Annotated in this window: 15 protein-coding genes and 1 tRNA gene; 9 read left to right on the forward strand and 7 right to left on the reverse strand. The window is 65.6% G+C overall.

The window, feature by feature from the left end; translation table 11 throughout:
- Positions 1 to 29: 29 nt before the first annotated feature.
- The 6 genes from ACZ1I2_RS13535 to ACZ1I2_RS13560 all read right to left on the reverse strand — a co-directional run bounded on the left by ACZ1I2_RS13535 (position 30) and on the right by ACZ1I2_RS13560 (position 6,726).
- Entirely contained in the window at positions 30 to 1,160 is a 1,131-nt protein-coding gene (locus ACZ1I2_RS13535; protein WP_465176892.1) for an esterase-like activity of phytase family protein, read from the reverse strand.
- Positions 1,160 to 3,544 carry a TonB-dependent receptor gene (locus ACZ1I2_RS13540; protein WP_465176891.1) on the reverse strand — a complete coding sequence of 795 codons (2,385 nt, stop codon included), beginning with the start codon at positions 3,542 to 3,544 and terminating at the stop codon, positions 1,160 to 1,162. The genes ACZ1I2_RS13535 and ACZ1I2_RS13540 overlap by 1 nt, the downstream gene beginning before the upstream one ends.
- A gap of 182 nt (positions 3,545 to 3,726) precedes the next feature.
- Positions 3,727 to 4,014: a phytanoyl-CoA dioxygenase family protein gene (locus ACZ1I2_RS13545; protein ID WP_465176890.1), complete on the reverse strand. Its 288-nt coding sequence runs from the start codon at positions 4,012 to 4,014 to the stop codon at positions 3,727 to 3,729.
- A gap of 108 nt (positions 4,015 to 4,122) precedes the next feature.
- Positions 4,123 to 4,332 (reverse strand): hypothetical protein, encoded by a 210-nt coding sequence (locus ACZ1I2_RS13550; RefSeq protein WP_465176889.1) that lies wholly within the window; start codon positions 4,330 to 4,332, stop codon positions 4,123 to 4,125.
- A 62-nt stretch (positions 4,333 to 4,394) separates the two neighbouring features.
- Entirely contained in the window at positions 4,395 to 4,997 is a 603-nt protein-coding gene (locus ACZ1I2_RS13555) for a methyltransferase family protein (protein WP_465176888.1), read from the reverse strand.
- A gap of 10 nt (positions 4,998 to 5,007) precedes the next feature.
- The gene (locus tag ACZ1I2_RS13560) at positions 5,008 to 6,726 is read right to left on the reverse strand and encodes a M1 family metallopeptidase (protein ID WP_465176887.1); all 1,719 of its coding nucleotides are present in this window, start codon (positions 6,724 to 6,726) and stop codon (positions 5,008 to 5,010) included.
- A gap of 132 nt (positions 6,727 to 6,858) precedes the next feature.
- Between ACZ1I2_RS13560 and lon the strand changes: the two genes are divergently transcribed.
- From lon to ACZ1I2_RS13585, 5 genes are all read left to right on the forward strand, one after another.
- Complete coding sequence (lon, locus tag ACZ1I2_RS13565; RefSeq protein WP_465176886.1) at positions 6,859 to 9,255, forward strand: endopeptidase La; 2,397 nt, start codon at positions 6,859 to 6,861, stop codon at positions 9,253 to 9,255.
- Between the two features lie 159 nt (positions 9,256 to 9,414).
- Positions 9,415 to 9,687 (forward strand): HU family DNA-binding protein, encoded by a 273-nt coding sequence (locus ACZ1I2_RS13570; RefSeq protein ID WP_272627303.1) that lies wholly within the window; start codon positions 9,415 to 9,417, stop codon positions 9,685 to 9,687.
- Between the two features lie 143 nt (positions 9,688 to 9,830).
- Positions 9,831 to 9,905 (forward strand) — tRNA-Val (locus ACZ1I2_RS13575).
- 237 nt (positions 9,906 to 10,142) lie between these two features.
- On the forward strand, positions 10,143 to 11,711 hold the full coding sequence (locus tag ACZ1I2_RS13580; RefSeq protein WP_465176885.1) for a hypothetical protein: 1,569 nt from the start codon (positions 10,143 to 10,145) through the stop codon (positions 11,709 to 11,711).
- Between the two features lie 77 nt (positions 11,712 to 11,788).
- The gene (locus ACZ1I2_RS13585) at positions 11,789 to 14,506 is read left to right on the forward strand and encodes a TonB-dependent receptor domain-containing protein (RefSeq protein WP_465176884.1); all 2,718 of its coding nucleotides are present in this window, start codon (positions 11,789 to 11,791) and stop codon (positions 14,504 to 14,506) included.
- A 115-nt stretch (positions 14,507 to 14,621) separates the two neighbouring features.
- On the opposite strand, the gene ACZ1I2_RS13590 is transcribed toward ACZ1I2_RS13585, so the two are convergent.
- Positions 14,622 to 15,305 (reverse strand): prolyl hydroxylase family protein, encoded by a 684-nt coding sequence (locus ACZ1I2_RS13590; RefSeq protein WP_465173611.1) that lies wholly within the window; start codon positions 15,303 to 15,305, stop codon positions 14,622 to 14,624.
- A 136-nt stretch (positions 15,306 to 15,441) separates the two neighbouring features.
- On the opposite strand from ACZ1I2_RS13590, the gene ACZ1I2_RS13595 reads away from it, so the two are divergent.
- The 4 genes from ACZ1I2_RS13595 to gspF are packed head-to-tail and all read left to right on the forward strand — an operon-like array spanning position 15,442 to position 21,305.
- The gene (locus tag ACZ1I2_RS13595; protein ID WP_465173610.1) at positions 15,442 to 16,308 is read left to right on the forward strand and encodes a type II secretion system protein N; all 867 of its coding nucleotides are present in this window, start codon (positions 15,442 to 15,444) and stop codon (positions 16,306 to 16,308) included.
- Positions 16,305 to 18,500: a type II secretion system secretin GspD gene (gene gspD / locus ACZ1I2_RS13600; protein ID WP_465173609.1), complete on the forward strand. Its 2,196-nt coding sequence runs from the start codon at positions 16,305 to 16,307 to the stop codon at positions 18,498 to 18,500. The genes ACZ1I2_RS13595 and gspD overlap by 4 nt, the downstream gene beginning before the upstream one ends.
- Positions 18,500 to 20,086, forward strand: coding sequence for a GspE/PulE family protein (locus tag ACZ1I2_RS13605; protein WP_465173608.1), 1,587 nt, complete (start codon positions 18,500 to 18,502; stop codon positions 20,084 to 20,086). Before gspD ends, ACZ1I2_RS13605 begins: the two co-directional genes overlap by 1 nt.
- On the forward strand, positions 20,079 to 21,305 hold the full coding sequence (gene gspF, locus ACZ1I2_RS13610; RefSeq protein WP_465176883.1) for a type II secretion system inner membrane protein GspF: 1,227 nt from the start codon (positions 20,079 to 20,081) through the stop codon (positions 21,303 to 21,305). The genes ACZ1I2_RS13605 and gspF overlap by 8 nt, the downstream gene beginning before the upstream one ends.
- Positions 21,306 to 21,307 lie beyond the last annotated feature (2 nt).

Genomic DNA, 21,307 nt, shown 5'->3' on the forward strand with positions numbered 1-21,307 from the left:
CATGCCGCCACCAGCAACCGTCACGCTGGTCAGGGCGCCGGTGCCGGCAGCGCGGGGTTGAGCGCGAGAATTATCAGCCGCGTCGGCGCATCCTCGACGAAATTGTTGTCGTTGACCAGCACGATCCGGTCGCGCCTCGGCGAAGGCCACCAGGCCATGCCTTCCAGATTGCCCATATTGCCGGGAAGATCGTCGAAGTCGATCAGCAGTCGCTTGGCCGCGACCGTGATCGCCGCCCGTTCGAGGCGCGCGACCGCCGCGACGTCCGTCGCGACCGTGAAGTCCGCGAGATAGAGCCGGCAATGGAAACGGTAACGCCCGCCGCCGACGGGCGCGCCCGAGCGTTCGAGCACCAGCATGCGCCGATCGTCGAGCGCGAGGATCTCGGAAATGCCATTGTCCGCCTCCTTGCCCGTTGCGCGAGGCGGAACCGCATCGAGGCGATAGGCGAATTGCCGCGTCGGCGCGCCCGCCTCCAGCCTGGTGAAGCGAACCAGCGCGCCGCGGCCGTCTCCGGCAGGCAGGCCATCCTCGATCAGCGGTGCCTCCATGGCGAGCCACAGGGCGCCGTCCGGGGTGAAGTCCAGGCCCTCGATCGTCCGATTGTCACGCGGCCCGGATCGCCCGGTCGGGTCGGGCGCGAGGTTGGCCGGCAATGCCGCCTGGCCCTGTGTTCGCCCCTGTCGGTCCATCCAGCGTATCGCGGGGCCATAACCATGGTTGATATCGCCCTCGCTCGACCAGATCAGCCGGCGGCCATCGGGGGCGACCCGGACTGCCTCCGGATCGACGGCTTCGCGCCCTTGCCCCGCCGACGGAAAGACCGCGCCTCGCGCATCCTTCAGCACCACGCTCCCTCGGTCGGTCACGCGCCAGTGGCCATGCGCGGCGCGGACGAGCCGTGCCGTGTAGAAGCGAGCGGGCGCATGATCGGAACGGTCGTCGCTCAGCAACAGCCAGCGCCGCCGCCGGACGTCATACTCGATCCCCGAGATACCCCCGAAACCCTTGTCGAAACGACGCGGGTCGAGCTCGATCGTATCGACCAGCCGGACGGCGGGCGCCGCCAGCGCCGCCGGGCGCTCCTGCGCGCCGCCCTGCGTGGCCAGGACCAGCAGGGCCAGTGCCGGCAAGGCGGCGCCGCGCGCTAGGCGTCCCATCAGAACTTGACGCGGAACGACAGCGTATAGGTGCGTGGCGCGCCGAGGAAATAGCGGTCGAGCGTGATCGCCGGCAGGCTGAATTCAGGCTGGGTCGCGGTGGAGCTGGAAACCGATCCGATATACGCCTTGTCGAACAGGTTATCGACGTTGAACTGTAGCGTGACCGCGTGGAACGGCCCCGTATCGCGCAGCGTGTAGCTCGCGCCGGCACCTGCCACGGCATAGCCGGGAATGGTCTCCACGCCGACTTCGCGAAAGGTCGTAGCGGCGACCAGGTGCCCGCCGACGCGATCGCCGACATAACGCAGATTGGCCTGGATGCGCGCGCCTTCGATCGGCGTCACGCCGATCTCGCCATAGGCACTGTGGCGCGGGATATTGCGCACCCGCTCGCCCGCGATCACGCCCACCGCGGCAAGCGCCGCGCGCTCGGGAGACCCGACCGGGAAATCATCGTGCCTGGCGTCCTGGTAGGAATAGCTCGTATAGAAATCGACCGGGCCGAAATTGCCCAGCGCGGTCGCTTCGATGCCGCGCGTGCGCTGCCCGGCGATGTTGGCGGCGCGAGTCGCGACATTCCCGCGGATGATCTCGTCCGGCTCAGTCGCGCCGGGATCGTTGGGGACGATGCCGATATTGTTGGCGAGATCGACGGAATAGGCCTGAAGCGAGAGCGCGAGGCGATCCGTCGTGTAGCGCACCCCGAGATCGATATTCTCCGACTGGATCGGGTCGAGCGCGCCTGGACTGATCACGGCGGTGGAACCGAGGAACGCATCCTCGGGAATGCCGGCGAAGTTCCGGGCATAACCGCCATAGACCTCGATTCCGCGTATCGGGGTCAGGGTGAAGCCAAGCTTCGGGTTGATGTCCGAATGCTGCGAAAAGTCGAGTTCGGCCTTGTATTCGAGCGGCGAGCGCGCCTTGTATTTCACGTTGATCCAGTTGGCGCCCAGTTCGACGCGCAGCAGGCCCGGCACCAGCGCAACCGAATCCTGGGCGTAGAGCATCGTCGTCTCGATGCTCGTCCAGCGCCGATATTCGACATAGTTGAGCGCGCTGCGGTTATAGGTGATGCCCGAAGCGGGATCGATCAGGCGATAGAATCGCCGCTCCTCGCTCGACTCGCCGCCTTCCCACCACCCACCGATGCGGACGCGGTTGCCGGCGATCAGATCGTCGAGGCGGAGTTCGGCAGTGGCGCCATAGCGGTCGCGATCACGCGGCGTGACCCGCATGTCGGCGGGGCCGCCCACGACGTTGCTGTTGCGCAGGGTCGTGAGCGCCGGGCGGATCGCGCCGCCGCTCGCATTATAGCCGGTCACCGCATAGGGATCGCCGCCCGCCAGGGCGCGGGCACGATCCTGATAGCGGAAGGATTCACCGCGCAATGTCTGGTAATAGGGATTGACCGTCAGCAGCACCTTGTCGCTGACCTCAAGCCCCATATTGGCATAAGCGAGCAGATCCTGGCGCGTGCCGCCAAGTGCGCCGCCATAGTTGACGTCGATCGCCGGAATGCCGCTCAGCCTGTCGGTGGCCTGGTCCGAGCGTGGAGCGGCACGGAATTCGGCGAGCGAGATGATGTTGAAATCATTATCCTGCTGGTCGTTCCAGCTCACGCGCGCCTTGATGAAGGATCCGCCCTCGAAGGTCTTCACGGCCTTGAATTCGGCATGCTCGCGGTGCGAATGGCGGTTGGCCGGGCCGGTCCAGACATCGTTCGCCTGATTGGAATAGCTGGCATAGGCGGACAGGCCGGGCGCGATCTCGCCGGTATCGACGCGGAAATAGCTGCGCCAGAAATCATAGGACCCATAGCCCGCCTCGAACGCGGCGCTTGGGCGCAGCGACGGATCGTCGGTGGTGAAGTCGACAAAGCCGCCCAGCGCGAAGCGCGAGGGCGCGCCGAGATCGCCGGCGCTCTGCGATACGGTGATGCGACGGATATTGCTCGTTTCGATAAAGCGCTGGGGCGGCGAGCCGCCATTGAAACGCGCGTCGCCCGTGGGAATGCCGTCGAGGGTGAAGCCGACCTGCTCCTTGTTGAGCCCGCGCATGGCGAATTCGAACGAGAAGCTGCCACCGCGCGCGTCGCCGGTCGTCGCCTGGACGCCGGGGATCTTGTTGAGGCTCTGAGTGATGTCGGCGCCGAACGGACGGCTGTCGATATCGTCGCGGCCGAGCACCAGCACGGCACGGCTTTCGCCGGCGCCCACACGCGCCGCGGTCACGACGATGTCGTCCTGTTCCCTGGCGGCCGGCACGGGCGGAGACGTCGCGTCCTGCGCCTGCGCCTGCCCGGCGGCGAGCGCGGCCAGCGTCACGCCAAGCAACAGGCGGCGGGGCGAGAGCGGAGCGGAAAGGAATAGATCGGGCATGGTCGGCGTTCCCCCTGAAGGTCTGATGGGGCGCCTCTCGCATGGTGATGTGACTATTTAGTGAAACGTTTCACTAAAAATGGGACGGCCGTCGTGAAGCCATCGATTTGCACTGACTTTGGACCTGAAATGGATTGGGCAGGGCTCTAGCTACCTTGCGTAAACCGCCATGCTGGGCGGGGTTAAATGCCCAGCCATGCAAGTCCCCCCGGCAGCGTCTCCGGGGCATAGTCCACCTGCAGAACCCGCCGTCGCCGGGGGTGAACGGCCGCATCGGACGCATGAAGGATTGGCGTGGCATACAGCCAGACATCGCCATCGTCCGCGAGGCATTCGGCAATCCCGCACTCGGCCACTACGGCATCGATGTCGTCTTCCGCCACCCGCCCAAAGCGATGCGATCCCGGCGCGACGAGCAGTGGCGCATTATCCGGACCGACGGGGTCGAGATGAACCCGCAACGTCACCATGCCCGCCAGCAGCTCGAACGGTGGCGCGACATGAAGCAGCCCGGCCTTGACCGTCCACGGCCCGAAACCGGCGACGTCGCGCCGCTCGGCTACGACGATCGTCCGGTCCTAATGCCAGCCCAGCGCCCAATTGGTGGCGGCGGTCTTGTCGAACAGGATCGCGCGAACCGGGCGCGCGCCGGCGCCAATCGCATCGGCGGCGATCCTGGCGATCGGGCCGGCGGGATCGAGGACGCCGCGTAACCCCTCGATACCGTGCAGCCGGATGCCGGCGCGGTCGGGATCGAGAGTCGTGACGATCGCCTCGATCTCCGGCAACGATGGGGCTGCCGCGGAGGGGAAGCGCTCGGCACCGTCCCTCGCGAAGGTCAGCTTCTCCGTCAGAAAACCCCCGGCACGAATCGCTTCACCCGCGCCGCATAGGCGTCGTAGTCCGCGCCGAACTGGCCGCGCAGCAGCCGTTCCTCATGCCGCACGCGCAGCCAGGTTCCGATGGCATAGACCGGCACCGCGATCATCAGGTTGCGGGTGTGGCCATAAGCGACGGCCATCGCGATCATGAACAGGAACAGCGCGATATAGATGGGGTGGCGCACCACCGCGAAGGGACCGGTCTGCACCAGCTGATGATCCTCGCGGGTGCGTGCGACCAGGCTCCAGTTCTTGCCCATCGTCCGCGAGGAGGCGTGGAACAGTCCAACCGCGCCGAGCATCAGCACGAATACCGCGACCCCCTCGATGATCGCCCTGGCCGACATCGGGTCGAGCGATACGTCGATCCGGCCATAACCGGCGATGGCGATGCCCAGGCCCTGCACGGCGATCCAGATCCAGGACGCCTGGTTGCTGCTCGCATCGGCCACCTTGGGCATTTTGGTCGCCCGGTACCGCGCGGCCATCAGCGCCGTGAAGAAGGCGAGGAAGCCAAGGGCCAGCGCCGCGAGGCCGGGTAGTCCGACCGGATCGATGGGGAACAGGGTCATCGCGCTCCTCCTAATATTTCGCTTTCCCGGGCGCTGCCTTCCACGCCTTATATTCCTCCAGCGCCCTGGAGCGTTTGAGGATTCGGGCAGCCGGGTCGATCACGACATGCGCGCCGGGCGCGACCGCGATACTGTCCTTGCCGCCGGTCATCGCCAGCCGCTCGACCTCGTCATCGATCTGCACCTCGACCGGCATGGGGAAGGGGAGGCCGTCGGGCGCCTTCCAGCTCAAGTTCAGCATGCCGACGTCGCGGGTCTCGACCAGCTCGGGGAGCGCGGCCTTGCGCAGATAGACATCGAAGAACCAGCCATAGTCCTCGCCGGTCACCTGCTTGACGAAGCCCTCATATTCCAGCGACGATCCGAAGCGCGGCGAGAAATTGCCCGGCTTCGGGTCGATCCGGCCATAGACGGCGAGCCGGGTCACGTCGCGAAATGCCGCATCGCCGATCAGGTTGCGCAGGGTGTGGAGCATCCACGATCCCTTGTAATAAATGTCCTGGGCCGGACCACCCTTGGCGGTCTCATAGACCTCCTCCTCGGTGCGGACTTTGCCGGAGATGAGCGGCTGGAGGTTGGCGATCTTGTTGCGTTGATCGTCGAGCATCGTCGCGTAGCGCGCGCTGCCCTCGCGCCACAGCCCGTAATAGGGCTGCATGTACGAGCCATAGCCTTCGTGCAGCCAGTAATCGTCCCAGTTCGCCGCGGTCAGCTGGTTGCCGAAATATTCATGGGCGAATTCATGGTGGAACAGCCAGTCGAACCCTTCCGGCGCCTTGGCATATTCATTGCCATAGGCATTGATCGTCTGGTGCTCCATGCCCTTGTGCGGCGTCTCGACCACGCCGAGCTTCTCGTCGCCGAACGGGTAGGGGCCAATCTCGCTCTCGAAGAAGTCGAGCGTGGGGGCGAATTCGGCGAACAAGGCCTTCGCCTTCGCCTCCTCGCCCGGCAGATACCAATAGAACATCGGGATTTCGTTGCCGTAGCGGCTCTTGTAGATGCCCGAGATCTCCTCATACGGTCCGACGTTCAGCGCGATGCCATAGGTGTTGGGCTGGCGCACGCTCCAGTTCCAGGTGGTGCGCCCGTCCGGCAGCGTATCGACCCCGATCAGCTTGCCGTTGGACGGCGCCTTCAGTCCCTTGGGCACGGTGATGTGCAAGGTGACGTTCTCGGGCTCGCCGGTGGGGAAGTCGAGACAGGGCCAGAACAGGTCGCAGCCATAACCTTCCGCGGTGGTCGCGAACCAGGTGCGGCCGTCCGGCGTCTTCGCCCAGACCATGCCGTCGTCCCAGGGCGCGTTCACCGCGACATGTGGTGTGCCGCCATAGGTGATCGTCGCGATGACCTGCTCGCCAGCGGCGATGGTTTTCGGCAGCGTGATCGTCAGCCGGCCGTCCGGGTCGGAGAAATCGCTCCGCGGGAGCGGCGTACCGTCGATCGCGACGGCGCTCGGCGCGATATTCTTGTCGAGGTCGATCAGCAGCCGCGTCAGCGGTGCCCTGGCGGTGAAGGTCAATGTGGCGAGTCCATGCAGTTCCTGCGTCGCCGGCAGCACCTCGAACTTCAGGTCGGCATGGTCGAACTTCAGCCTGGCCTGGTCGGGGTCGATGACACCGCCCGATCGTTGAGTCTGCTCGGTGATCGGCGGCTCGCCTTTTTTCGGGAGGGCGGTCGCGGCGGTGAGCGACAGCGCGGCGAGCGCCAGGGCAGGTTTCAGGAGCATGGGAATTTCGTACCTCAGCATTCGGTAAGCACAGTCGATATGGCCGCTAAAAACGTTCGGCGATTGATGGATTGGTCAACAGCACCATATAAGGGAGAACTGGCGCCTCGTTCAGGCGCTGCCGGAGTATCCATGACCCAATCCTACCCAGTCCTGCCGCTTCGCGATATCGTCGTCTTCCCGCACATGATCGTGCCGTTGTTCGTTGGTCGCGACAAGTCGGTCGCGGCCCTTGAAGCAGCGATGGCTGCCGACAAGGAAATCTTCCTCGTCGCCCAGCTCGATCCCGCCGAGGACGATCCAGAGCGCGAGGACCTCTACGACATCGGCGTCACCGCCACCGTGCTCCAGCTGCTGAAGCTCCCGGACGGCACCGTGCGCGTGCTGGTGGAGGGCAAGGTTCGCGCGTCGCTCGACACCTTGTCGGCGACCGACACCTATCTGACCGCGACCGTCGCGACCGTCGACGAGGCCGTTGCCGAAGGCAATGAAGTCTCGGCGCTGATGCGCTCGGTGGTCGACCAGTTCGAGAATTACGCCAAGCTCAACCGCAAGCTGCCGGCCGAGACTGCGGTGCAGCTCGGCGAGATCGAGGATGCGTCGCGCTTGGCCGACGCGGTCGCTGCGAATATCTCGGTGAAGGTTTCCGACAAGCAGTCGCTGCTGGTCGAAGCCGATCCTTCGCGCCGCCTGGAAATGGCCTTCGCCTTCATGGAAGGCGAGCTTGGCGTCCTGCAGGTCGAGAAGAAGATCAAGAGCCGCGTCAAGCGCCAGATGGAGAAGACGCAGCGCGAATATTATCTCAACGAGCAGCTCAAGGCGATTCAGCGCGAGCTGGGCAATGAGGGCGAGGAAGGCGAGGGCGACGAGATCGCCGAGCTGACCCAGAAGATCGCGACGCTCAAGCTCTCCAAGGAAGCCCGCACCAAGGCGACCGCCGAGCTCAAGAAGATGAAGACGATGGCGCCGATGTCCGCCGAGGCGACCGTCGTGCGCAATTATCTCGACGTGCTGCTGGGCATGCCCTGGGGCAAGAAGTCGAAGATCAAGAAGGACATCTCCGCCGCGCAGGCGATCCTCGACGAGGATCATTATGCGCTGGAGAAGGTCAAGGACCGGATCATCGAATATCTCGCGGTCCAGGCGCGCACCAACAAGCTGAAGGGTCCGATCCTGTGCCTCGTCGGCCCGCCCGGCGTGGGCAAGACCTCGCTCGGCAAGTCGATCGCGAAGGCGACCGGGCGCGAGTTCATCCGCCAGTCGCTCGGCGGCGTGCGTGACGAAGCCGAGATTCGGGGCCACCGGCGGACCTATATCGGCTCGCTACCGGGCAAGATCGTGACCAACCTGAAAAAGGCCGGCACGTCCAACCCGCTGTTCCTGCTCGACGAGATCGACAAGCTCGGCCAGGATTTCCGCGGCGATCCCGCCTCGGCTTTGCTCGAGGTGCTCGACCCGGAGCAGAATTCGAAGTTCCAGGATCATTATCTCGAGATCGATATCGACCTGTCGGACGTCATGTTCGTGACGACCGCCAACACGCTCAACCTGCCGCAGCCGTTGCTCGACCGCATGGAGATCATCCGGCTCGAGGGCTATACTGAGGACGAGAAGGTCGAGATCGCGGAGCGGCACCTGGTCGCCAAGCAGGTCGAGGCGCACGGCCTGAAGGACGGCGAGTTCACGCTCACCACCGAGGGGCTGCGCGCGCTGATCCAATATTATACGCGCGAAGCCGGCGTGCGCACGCTCGAGCGTGAGATCGCCAAGCTCGCCCGCAAGGCGCTGCGCCAGATTCTTGAAGGCAAGACGACGAGCGTGACGATCACGCCCGACAATCTCGCCGAGTTCGCGGGCGTGAAGAAATATCGCCACGGCCTGGGAGAGGAAGAGAATCAGGTCGGCGCGGTGACGGGTCTCGCCTGGACCGAAGTTGGCGGCGAGCTGCTGACGATCGAGAGCGTGACCGTGCCGGGCAAGGGTTCGGCCAAGGTCACCGGCAAGCTCGGCGACGTGATGAAGGAGTCGATCGAGACCGCGTTCAGCTTCATCAAGGCGCGGTCGCCCAGCTATGGCATCAAGCCTAGCGTGTTCGCCCGCAAGGACGTGCACATCCATCTGCCCGAGGGCGCCGTTCCCAAGGACGGACCGTCGGCGGGCATCGGCATCGTCACCGCGATCATCTCCACGCTGACCGGCGTGCCGGTGCGGCGCGACGTGGCGATGACGGGCGAGGTGACCCTGCGCGGCCGGGTGCTCCCGATCGGCGGGCTCAAGGAGAAGCTGCTCGCGGCCTTGCGCGGCGGCATCACCACCGTGCTGATTCCGCAGGAGAATGAGAAGGACCTGGCCGAGATCCCGGCGAACATTCGCGAAGGGCTGACCATCATCCCCGTCGCGCATGTCGACGAGGTGCTGCGGCTTGCGCTGACCGGTCCGCTGACGGCGATCGACTGGACCGAGGCGGATGACCTAGCCGCCCAGCCTCCGGCCGGCGTGGCGCCGATCGGCGGCGAACTCCATCATTAATCAAGCTGTCAAGCGAAACGGCCTGAATTTCGCCCCTTTAGGCGAAATTTTAGGTCGTTTTGCTTTGACAGCCCCGGATTGAGCCGCCTTACTGTACCACCGGCTATGCGCCGCGACTCATTTCAATGTATCATTTTTCAAGACGGGGGTTCTTTCGGCATGAACAAGCAGGAATTGATCGGATCGGTCGCCGACGCGTCCGGACTGGGCAAGGGCGATGCCAGCAAGGCGGTCGAGGCAGTGTTCGATGCGATTTCGGCTGCACTGAAAAAGGGTGACGAGGTTCGTCTGGTCGGTTTCGGCACTTTCTCCGTCAGCAAGCGCAAGGCGTCGACGGGCCGCAACCCGCGCACCGGTGAGCCGATGACGATCAAGGCGTCGTCGCAGCCCAAGTTCAAGGCGGGCAAGGGCCTGAAGGATTCGGTCAACTGATCGACGAATGATATGGGCGCCGGGGCTGGACAAGCCGCGGCCCCTTTTCTAAGGCGATGACATCAGGGGCGGCGGCGACGCCGCCCTATTCCGTTGGCGGCAACGCCGGCGAAGACATTGCGGCCCTTTCGGGGAAACGCGATGGGCGCGTAGCTCAGCGGTAGAGCACACCCTTCACACGGGTGGGGTCACAGGTTCAATCCCTGTCGCGCCCACCAGTTTTTCAAACCCGCCGGTCGTTGGCGACCGGCGGGTTTTTCGCGTCGCGCTCTCTGGCACGTCATCTATCTGCAACATCAGTCATCAATCTGACACGATATTGTCTCCGTTGAGTCTTCGAATCCGCACCGAGGAGTCACGGGCCGTCCCTAGCGGGGGCTCGTGGTCGACAGGGGGAACACCGAGTCGATCCGGAGAGCGTGCCCGCTCTCACCCACAGATCGAACGGAGACCTTATGGCCAGCTTCAAGCGCGTTAGCCTCATTCTTTTGACCAGCTGCGCGGCGGCAGCCCTTTCGGGTTGCGGCGCGAGCGACATCGCTTCGCCAGGCGAAGGCGTGATTGTCGTTCCGGCTCCCACCCCGGCTCCCGCGCCGACCCCGACCCCGACGCCGACCGGCCCCGTGCTGGTGACCCCGGCCGCTGCCTGCCCGGCCATCCCGGGCCCGGATCAGCTGATCAATGCCGGCACCATTTCCGGTCCGACCGGCGAATATCGCAACTGCGCCTTCCCGGCCCGCTTCACCGCCAACACGCAGATCGCCCGCACCACCGGCGTGATCTACTCGCTACCTGGCCGTGTCGATGTCGGCACCGATCAGGGTGCGGCGAGCACTGGCAACAACGTCACGCTGACGATCGATCCGGGCGTGGTGATCTTCGGCGCGACCGGCGTGTCCTTCCTGGCGGTCAACCGCGGCAACCGCATCGACGCGGTCGGTTCGGCGACCCGCCCGATCATCTTCACCGGCCGCGGCAACGTGACCGGTTCGGCGACCGACGATACGTCGCAGCTGTGGGGCGGCGTCGTCCTGCTCGGCCGCGCGCCGATCACTGACTGCCTTGCACCGCTGGCCACGCCGGGCACCACCACCTGCGAGCGTGACACCGAAGGCACCAGCAACGCGCTCTATGGCGGCGCGACCCCGGCCGACAACAGCGGCCGCATGCAATATGTCCAGATCCGCTATTCGGGCTTCATCCTCTCGGCGGCGTCGGAACTCCAGGGCCTGACCCCGTCGGGCGTCGGCAGCGACACCGTGCTCGACCATATCCAGGTCCATAACAGCTCGGACGACGGCATCGAGATCTTCGGCGGCCGTCCGAACCTGAAATATCTGGTGCTGACCGGCAACGAGGACGACAATCTCGACACCGATGTCGGCTACAAGGGCTTCATCCAGTTCGTGATCGCCGCCCAGCGCACTGGTCTCGGCGATGCGATGATCGAGGCTGACTCGGACAACACGCTGGAAGAGAATACGCCGCGGCAGAACACGCGCCTCGCGAACTTCACTTTCATCCAGCGTTCGACCACCGGTGCCGACCTCGCGGCGATCCTGTTGCGCGGCAGCACCGACTACACGATGGTCAACGGCGTCGTCGTCAGCCCGAGCCTGGCCTGCCTGCGCATCAGCCGTGCGAACACGCTCCGTGCCGCCGATGCGGCCCTCGACGAAGCCGGCCCGCCGGTGTTCCACTCGATCAACATGCAGTGCGCAGCCAATCCGTTCCTCGGGAACAGCGGCGTGACCGATGCACAGGTTCGTACCGCATTTGAGGCCGGCACCAACAACAGCTCGACCTACACGCCGAGCCTGACCAGCGGCTTCATCAACGGTGCCAACGAAACCGCTCGTCCGGCCTTCGCGGCGGCGACGCTCGGCAGCTTCTTCACCTCGCCGGGCTATGTCGGCGCGGTCAAGGACTCGACCGACACCTGGTATGCCGGCTGGACCTGCAACTCCTCGACGCTGAACTTCGGCGCGACGAGCCAGGCCTGCACCACCCTGCCGACCAGCTGATCGCCGATCGGTCAAACGGGGCGGCGCGGTTGCGTCGCCCCGTCATTTCTCAAGTAAACCTACCCGGGGGATAATACATGTCGAAGCCGCTTAGCCTGGCGAGCTTGCTCCTCGTTTCCACCGCTCTGGTGTCCCCGGCCGCTTTCGCTCAGACGGCACCTGGCGCGACGCAAAGCACGACTCCTGCCGCTGATCCCGCAACGGCCGCCGATCCGGCGCCGCAGCAGGAAGAGCAGGCCGATGTTTCCATTCCCGGCGGCGGTGACGATACCGGCCCCGACATCGTCGTCGTGGGCCGCAACGTGCCCAACGTCGTGCGCGCTACCCCGCAGGTCGCTTCGGTGCTGTCCAGCGCCGACATCGCGCGGACGGGCGAGGGCGACATCGCCGGCGCGCTGACTCGCGTCACCGGCCTCAGCGTGGTCGGCAACGGCTATGTCTATGTGCGCGGTCTCGGCGACCGCTATTCGCTCGCCCTGCTCAACGGCTCCCCGCTGCCCAGCCCCGAGCCGCTCAAGCGCGTCGTTCCGCTGGACATCTTCCCGACCAGCGTGATCGCCTCCTCCTATGTGCAGAAGAGCTATTCGGCCAATTTCCCCGGCGAATTCGGCGGTGGTGTCGTCAACCTGACGACCAAGGCGATCCCGCGCGAGGCCTTTCTGTCGGTCGGTGCCTCGGTCAGCGGCGATACGGTGACCACCGGGCAGCTCGGCTACACCTATGCGGGCAGCCGTCTCGACTGGACCGGCTTCGACAATGGGACGCGCACGCTCCCGACCAACTTCCAGAACGCGCTGGACAGCGGCAAGCTGATCACCGTCGGCCCGGACTTTTCGGTCGAGCAGATCGGCCTGCTTGCCTCCAGCCTCGCGAATGCGCGGACCACCGTCCTGCAGCGCAACGACAATATCCCGGTCAACTTTTCGGGCGATCTGTCGGGCGGCGCCTCGATCAATCTGGGCGATACGCTGCTCGGCGTGATCGCGTCGGCCAGCATCGCCAATACCTGGCGCACCCGCCAGTCGCTGCAGCAGACCGCCGGTGCTGCCGACCTGTCGGTGCCCGACAACAACTTCAACCGCGTGATCACTGACAATCGCGTCGTGGTGAGCGGCCTGCTCGGCCTTGGCCTCGAATTTGACGAGAACAAGGTCCGCTGGACCAACCTCTATATCCGCGACACCCTGAAGCAGGGTCGGCTCGGCGTCGGCAACCGCTTCATCTCGGCCAATCGCGACCTGATGGTTCAGGACACCGGCTGGTACGAGCGTCAGCTGATCGATACCCAGCTGACCGGCGAGTTCCGCTTCGACAATCTCAGCCTCGATCTGCGCGGCGGCTATGCGAACACCCAGCGTGAGGCACCTTACGAGCGCAGCTTCACCTATGTCCGGACCAACCAGCCGCTGACGTCGGATCCGACGGGCAACAAGTACGTCAACGATCTGGGCGGCAACAACCAGGAAGGTACCGCGACGGTATCGTTCAGCGACCTCAACGAGAATCTCTATTCGGGCGGCGCCGACCTGTCGTACAAGTTCACGCCGGAGATCACCGCGACGGTCGGCTATGCCTATTCGGATACCGACCGCACCTCGACTCGCCGCGACTTCACCTATCGTGGTTCGAACCTGCCGATCAGCGTGCGCCAGCTGCGCCCGGACTACCTGCTGTCCGACTATACGATCCAGTCGTTCGATATCGTCCTGCTCGAAACCTCCGGTTCGGCCGGCACGGCGGCGTTCGAGGCCAAACTGCGCACCCATGCAGGCTATGGCCAGATCAAGGCCGAGGTCATTCCCGGGCTGAAGTTCGACGTCGGCGTCCGCTACGAGACGGCGAAACAGACGGTGCTGCCGATCAACCTGTTCGGCACGGTCAGCACCGCGATCGTCGAGACTAACCTGAAGAACGATTACTGGCTGCCGGCTGCTACCCTGACCTGGGAAGTCGCCAACAACATGCAGGTGCGCGCGAGCGCGTCGAAGACGATTGCCCGGCCGCAATTCCGCGAACTCGTGTCGCAAATCTATCTCGACACTGACTCGAACCGTCAGTTCCGCGGCAACCCGTCGCTGGTCGACAGCAAGCTGACCAATGCCGAGGCGCGCTACGAATGGTTCTTCGCACGCGACCAGCGCGTCATGCTCGGCGGCTTCTACAAGAAGATCGATCGCCCGATCGAGGCCTTCTCGTCCTTCAACTCGGACGGGTCGGTCAACACCAGCTTCGCCAATGCTCCCGAGGCGACTCTCTACGGCGCCGAGTTCGAGGCGCAGAAGCATTTCGACATGGCTGACTGGTTTGGCGGCAATTTCTTCGCCAGCCGCCGCCTGGTGGCGATCGCGAACTACACCTATTCGAAGTCGAAGCTGAAGGTCCAGGCGGGTGATCTCGCGGTCGTGAACGGCGTGCCACTCGCCGCCGCCAGTTTCTTCCGCGATGGCGCGCCGATGACTGGCCAATCGGAGCACCTCGTCAATCTGCAGCTCGGCATCGAGGACAAGGAAAAGCTGTCTCAGTTCACCTTCCTCGTGAACTATGCCAGCAAGCGCGTGACGAGCCGCGGCCCCTCGGGCCAGCCGGACATCTACGAACAGCCGGGCGTCGATTTCGACTTCGTCGCGCGTCAGGGTGTGAAGCTGTTCGGGCTCGATACGGAGCTGAAGTTCACCGCGCGCAACATCCTGGGCACCAAATATCAGGAGTTCCAGGAGCTCGGTGACAACCGGATCTATTACAACCGCTACGATGTCGGCGCGAAATTCTCGCTGGGGATCGGCATCAACTTCTGATCACGCCAGAAAAGGGGAAACTGACCCCGGCCGCGCCGCCGCGCGGCCGGGGTTTTTCTGTGATCGCCGGTCGCGCGGATCGGCGCCGAATGACGCCCCGCCTGACGGACCTCCGTTACGCCCAGCCCCAGGGCTTTTCCCGAAACCATTTCGTGATCACATATTTCACGCCGCTGCGCACTTTCATGCCTTGATGGATCGTCGCCGGGTTCAGGCTGCCGTCCGGGCGCCGGTTGTTCCAGGTCAGCAGCTTGCCCGTTTCCGGCTGGACGATCTTGTCGATCGCCTTGAACCGGGTCGCGCCGCCGGCCTCGGGCTCGTTGAGGTAGATCATCACCGTCCAGGTGCGATTGCCGGCGACCCCGCAATAGCGCTGATAGTCGATGCCGGACGGCTCGAAATAATCGGTATGGCCCTTGAATTCCTGGCCGACGGCATAACGCTGGCCCTGCATCGGCTCGCCGAACACGGGATCGAGGCCGGTAAAGGCGATGATCCTCGCCTCGACCTCTGCCACCACGGGATCCAGCGGGTCGAGATCGCCGGTTTCGCTGGTGCGGAAGGCCGCATCGCCATTGGGATCGGAGATAGTCGACGGCCGGCGTACGGAGTCGATTCGGTCGATCACCGCAGCGCAGGTCGCGGGATCGAGGAAGCGGCGACGCAGGAACAGATTCAGCTTCGGGCTCGGCACGCGCTGTACGCCGGGTTGTCCGGTGAGATGCGCGGTCAGGCCTTCGGACGGCAGGCCCGAACCAAAAGGGCTGGGCAGGGCGGTGGTTTCCGGGGCATCGGCCATGGTGGCGCTGATGCCAAAAAGCCCGGGTCTTTTCCAGTATGACAAGCTATACATGTCGTGTCTCGGAAGGTTCACAGGGGCGACCTACGACTGTAACAATCGCCGCCTAGCAGGTGCGCGATCGGGGATTTTCCGCATGCGTTTGGTTCTGGATGCGCGGGCACGCGCGCTGCTGCGGCGGTTGCCCCGCACCACTGTCTATACGGCGCTTGAGCTGCTGCTGCTCGCGCTGCTGGCGGTGCAATGCGCCCGGCTGATCTGGGTGCTGGTCACGCCCGTCGGGGCGCTCGGCCCGTGGCAACCGGTGCGGCCTGGCTTTACCGGTTCGCCGACCGCGCTGCTGCAGGGTTTCGATCCATTCTTCCGGCTGAGCGGCGGCGCCGACAACAAGACCGTGGTGGTGACCTCGCTCCAGCTCAGCCTGTTCGGCACGCGCGTGAACGAGGCGATGGGCGGTGGTTCTGCGATCATCGCCGGTCCCGACGGCGTGCAGCAGAGCTTCGCGGTGGGCGACGAGATCAGCCCGGGCGTGAAGCTGAAGGCCGTTGCGTTCGATCACGTCACGATCGATCGCGGCGGCGCCGCGGAGGATCTGTTCCTCGACCAGAGCGGCGCGGTCGAGCCTGTCGCTCCATCGCCGCCGTCGGGCGCCACGCCGTCCCTGCTGCCGAACCCGCCGAATCTGCCCGGCCTGCCTAACGCGCCCGGCCCTAGGGTCGGCCTGACACCGGCCCAGCTACGCGCGGATATCGGTTTCATCCCCCGCGTCGATGGCGGCAAGATCAGTGGTCTCGTCGTGCGCCCGCAGGGCTCGGGCGCCGCCTTCCGTCAGGCCGGTCTGCGCGAAGGCGACGTCATCACCGCGATCAATGGTCGCGCGGTGACGGGGCAGGGCGATATCGAGCAACTCGGCACGCAGATCGGCAAGGGCGGCACCATCCCCGTCACGGTCGAGCGCGGCAACGACACACTTTCCCTCACCCTTACGATCGCGGGCCAATGAAAAAGCTACTTCTTGCACCCGTCCTCGCGGCCGTGCTGGTCGGCACGGTAACCGCGCAGACGACGATGAACGTGCGCGATGCCGATATCCGCGCCTTCATCGCCGATGCGGCGCGAGTCACCGGGCGGACCTTCATCATCGATGCCCGGGTCCAGGGCAAGGTGACCGTCGTCACTGACCGGCCGCTGTCGCGCTCCGAATATTTCGAGGTGTTCCTCTCGACGCTCCGTGCCAATGGCCTGGTCGCGGTGCCGACCTCGAACGGCGCGTTCCGCATCCAGCCAAGCGACAATTCGGCCTCCCAGCCGAGCCGGATCGGCTCGAGCGGCGCCGCGCGCAACAGCCTGGTCACGGAGATCGTCCGACTCCGCGCGATCGATGCGGCGTCGGCGGTCGACACCGTCCGGGCGCTGGTCAGCGCTCAGGGGTCGGTGACGGCCAACCGCGGCGGCAATTCGATCGTGATCGTTGATTTCGCCGACAATGTGCGTCGCGTGCGCGAAGTGCTGCGCCGGATCGACACCGACAATAATTCGACGCGGGTGATCGCGCTCAAGAATGCCGGCGCGCGGGAGATCGCGACCGCGCTCCAGGCGCTGGTGGGATCCGGCGGGCAGGGTACGGCGCCGGGCAGCGGCCAGAGCGTCAGCGTCGTGGCGATCGTCGGCTCGAACTCGGTGGCGCTGCGCGGCGACCCGTCGTCGGTGGCGCGGCTGGCAGTAGTAGCCGAGGATCTCGACCGGCGTGCCAAGAACGGCACCGAGATCAAGGTCGTCTTCCTCGAAAATGCCGATGCCGAGCAGCTCCTGCCCGTGCTGCAGCAGCTGGTCGGCCAGACGCCGACTCAGCCGACGCAGAGCAACACATTGTCGCGCTCCAATTTCGGCGGCACGGGCAATAACGACAGCCAGACCTCGAACACGCCCGCGCCCGTGCAGCAGGCGGCCCCGGCTGCCGCCGGCGGCGGAACCGGCCAGCCTGCGATCGTCGCCGAGGGCGGCCGTACCGCGGCAGTGGTGACTCGCTTCACCGGCGCCAATGCCATCGTCATTGCCGCGCCCGCCGAAGTGCAGCGTCAGCTTGCTGAGGTCGTGCGACAGCTCGACACGCGGCGCGAGCAGGTGCTGGTCGAGGCGATCGTCGCCGAAGTCTCCGACGCGACCGCCAGCAAGCTGGGCGTCCAGTTCCTGCTCGCCGGTCTGCCGGGCAGCGGGGTTCCGACCTTCGCCACGGCATACAGCAACTCGGCGCCCAACCTGCTGACCATCGCCGGTGCAATCGGCGCGCGTTCGCTCGCCACAAGCACCACCACGGTCAACGGCACCACCACCGTCACCACCAACGGCAGCGCGGTGGGCGATTCGCTCGCGCAGTCTGCGCTGAACTCGATCCTCGGCGCCTCGGGCGGCTTTGGCGGCGGTGCGTTCAACATCGGCAAGGACGCGATCTTCGGCACGATTATCAGTGCGGTGAAATCCGACACCACGTCGAACCTGCTCCAGGCGCCGTCGCTGACCACGCTCGACAACCAGCCCGCCCGCATCCTGGTCGGCCAGGAGATCCCGATCACGACCGGCCAGGCGCTCTCGACCAATTTCGACAATGCGTTCCGCACCGTCCAGCGCGAGAATGTCGGCATCCAGCTCGAGGTGCGGCCGCAGGTCAATTCGTCCGGCGCGATCAAGCTGTTCCTGCACCAGCAGGTCAGCAGCATCGCCGGCCCGGTGTCGAGCGATAATAGCGACCTCATTCTCAACAAGCGCGAGGTCGAAACCACCCTGACCGTCGATGACGGTCAGATCGCGATCATTGGCGGCCTGCTCAGCGACGACGAGCGGCGCACGATCGAGAAGGTGCCGTTCCTGGGCGATTTGCCCGGCATCGGCCAGTTGTTCCGCTCCAAGGCGAAGCAGCGCACCAAGACCAATCTGATGATCTTCATTCGCCCGACCGTGCTGCGCACGCCCGAGGATAGCCGCAGAGTGGCCGAGCGGCGCTATGGCTATCTGCGCCTCCAGCAGGCCGGGCAGAATCCTGAGTCCGAGCCCAGCATCGATCAGCTGGTACGCGACTATATGGGGGCCGCAGCACCCCTGCCGGCGGCGGGTACGCCGGGCGGGATCGAGGATCCGCGGGTCGCCGTGCCGGTGATGCGCAATTCGACTAAAGTCATCCGGCCGAGGGACAAGTGATGCAGATCGCTCCAGGCAATGCGGAGGATGCGGTGGAACCGCTGGTGCTGGCTGAAGGCAGTGCGCTGCCCGATCGCATGATCGCGATTCCCTATGGCTTCGCCCGGCGCTTCGGTGTCGCGCTGGACATCGGGGAGGGCAGCCACCTGTCGATCGCCATGCGCGAGGGGTCGGACCCCAAGGTCCTGCTCGAGCTGCGCCGCCATCTCGCCCGCCCGTTCGATGTCAGCTTCGTGACGCCCGAGGATTTCGACCGACTACTGTCCGATCGCTATGCGATGGACGGCCAGGCGGCGGCGGTGGCCGCCGGCACGCTCGGGCTGGGCGACGAGCTCGATCTGCTCGCCGGCGACCTGCCGACCGCAGACGACCTGCTCGACACCGCCGACGATGCGCCGGCGATCCGCCTGATCAACGGCATCATCGCCGATGCCGCGCGCCACGGTGTGTCGGATATCCATATCGAGCCCTACGAAACCGGCCTGGTGGTGCGCATGCGCATCGATGGCGTGCTGCGCGAGACCCTGCGCATGCCGCCGCACGTCGCGCCGGTGGTGGTCAGCCGCGTCAAGGTCATGGCGCGCCTCGACATTGCCGAACGCCGCATCCCGCAGGACGGCCGTATCGGCCTGACGCTCGGCGGCAAGCTGCTCGACGTCCGCGTCTCGACTCTGCCGAGCCGCGCCGGCGAGCGCGTGGTGCTGCGAATCCTCGACAAGGAGAATGCCGGGATCACGCTCGACGTGCTCGGCATGACCAATGCGATCAACACTATGCTGAAGGGCGCGCTGTCGGAGCCCAACGGCATCATCCTGGTCACTGGCCCCACCGGCTCGGGCAAGACGACCACGCTTTACGCCGCGCTCCGCCTGCTCAACGACGGCAGCCGCAACATCCTGACGGTCGAGGATCCGGTCGAATATGCCATGGACGGCATCGGCCAGACTCAGGTCAACCCCAAAGTCGGCCTGACCTTCGCTGCCGGCCTGCGCGCGATCCTGCGCCAGGATCCCGACGTGGTGATGGTCGGCGAAATCCGCGACCGCGAGACCGCCGAGATCGCCGTCCAGGCCTCGCTCACAGGCCATCTCGTGCTCTCGACTGTCCACACCAATGACGCGGTCGGCGCGATCACCCGTATGCGCGACATGAAGGTCGAGCCGTTCCTGCTCGCCTCCACCTTGCGCGCGGTCATCGCCCAGCGCCTCGTGCGCAAGCTGTGCGAGCATTGCCGCCGTCCGGTCCAGGCCAGCGGATCGGTCTCGGCGCTGCTCGGCTTCGACGTCGGCGCCGTGGTCTATGAGCCGGTCGGGTGCGAGCATTGTCAGGGATCGGGCTTCAAGGGCCGGATCGGCGTGTTCGAAGCGATCCGCGTCGACGAGACGATCCGCCGCCTGATCAATGACGGCGGCGACGAGGCGATCATTGCGCGCCACGCCTTCCTTCATTCGCCCAATCTCGGGTCGGCCGCACGCCAGCTGGTGCGCGAGGGCCTGACCACGCCCGAGGAAGCAGTCCGCGTCTCGCGCCGCGACATGGCCGATGTCGAGGCACCGCTGGTGGTGGACGCGCCGACGAATGGCTGATTTCGACTATCTGGCCATCGACACGCGCGGCCGTGAGACTCGGGGGCATATCGCCGCCGAGTCGATCGACGACGCGCGTGTCCTGCTGGATCGAAAACGCCTCTATGTCGTGAAGGTGGAGGCCGGATCCGGGGCGGCCCCGCGCGGCAAGCCGCTGCTCGCCGATCTGCGCTTCGGCGCGAGGAAGATGAGCGCGAAGCAGCTTTCCCTGTTCACCCGCCAGCTGGCGACGCTCAACCGTGTCTCGCCGCTGGAGGAATCGCTCCGCACCATCACCCGCCAGACCGAGCAGGAAACGGTGCGCACGATCGTCTCGCAAGTCCATGCCGGCGTGGTGGAGGGGCGCCGCCTCGCCGAGGCAATGGGCCGCGAGCCCAAGAGCTTCCCGCCGCTTTATCGCGCGATGGTTTCGGCCGGCGAACGCTCCGGCTCGCTGCCGATCATCCTCGAACGCCTCTCGGTCCTGCTCGAGCGCCAGGCCGAGATCAACGGCAAGATCATCACCACGCTTGCCTATCCCGCCGTGCTCGCGGTGGTTGCGATGGGGGTGGTCACCGCGCTGATGATGTTCGTCGTGCCGCAGGTGGTCGAGCAGTTCGACACGGTCGGGCAGGAGCTGCCGTTGCTGACCAAGATCGTCATCGGCATCTCCGCGGTGCTCGTCGGTTATTGGTGGGCGATCCTCATCGCGATCGCGCTCATTGCCTTCGCGGCGTGGTGGGCGCTCAAGGATCCGGGGATCAGGCTTGCCTTCGACAGCTGGCTGCTCCGACTGCCGCTGCTCGGTCGCCTGATCCGCGATCTCCACGCAGCCCGCATGGCGCGCACGCTCGCGACGATGGTCGCCAGCCGCTTGCCCTTGCTCGAGGGCCTGACCCTGACCGCGGGCACGATCCACAATCGCCGGCTCAAGCTCGCCTCGGACGAGATCGTCGAGTCGATCCGCGGCGGCGGCAGCCTTTCGGCGGCGATGCGCCGCGCCGGGGTGTTCCCGCCGCTGCTGACCTATCTCGCCGCGTCGGGCGAGACGGCGGGGCAGCTCGACGACATGCTCGAGCGCGCGGCGGATTATCTCGAACGCGAGTTCGACCGCTTCACCGCCACCGCGCTGTCGCTGCTGGAACCCGCGATCATCGTGCTGATGGGCGGAATCGTCGCGACCATCGTTCTTTCCATCCTGCTGCCGATCCTGCAGCTCAACACGCTCGCCGGCCAGTGAAG

It is taken from the genome of Sphingomonas sp. BL-S-29, from assembly GCF_055521495.1.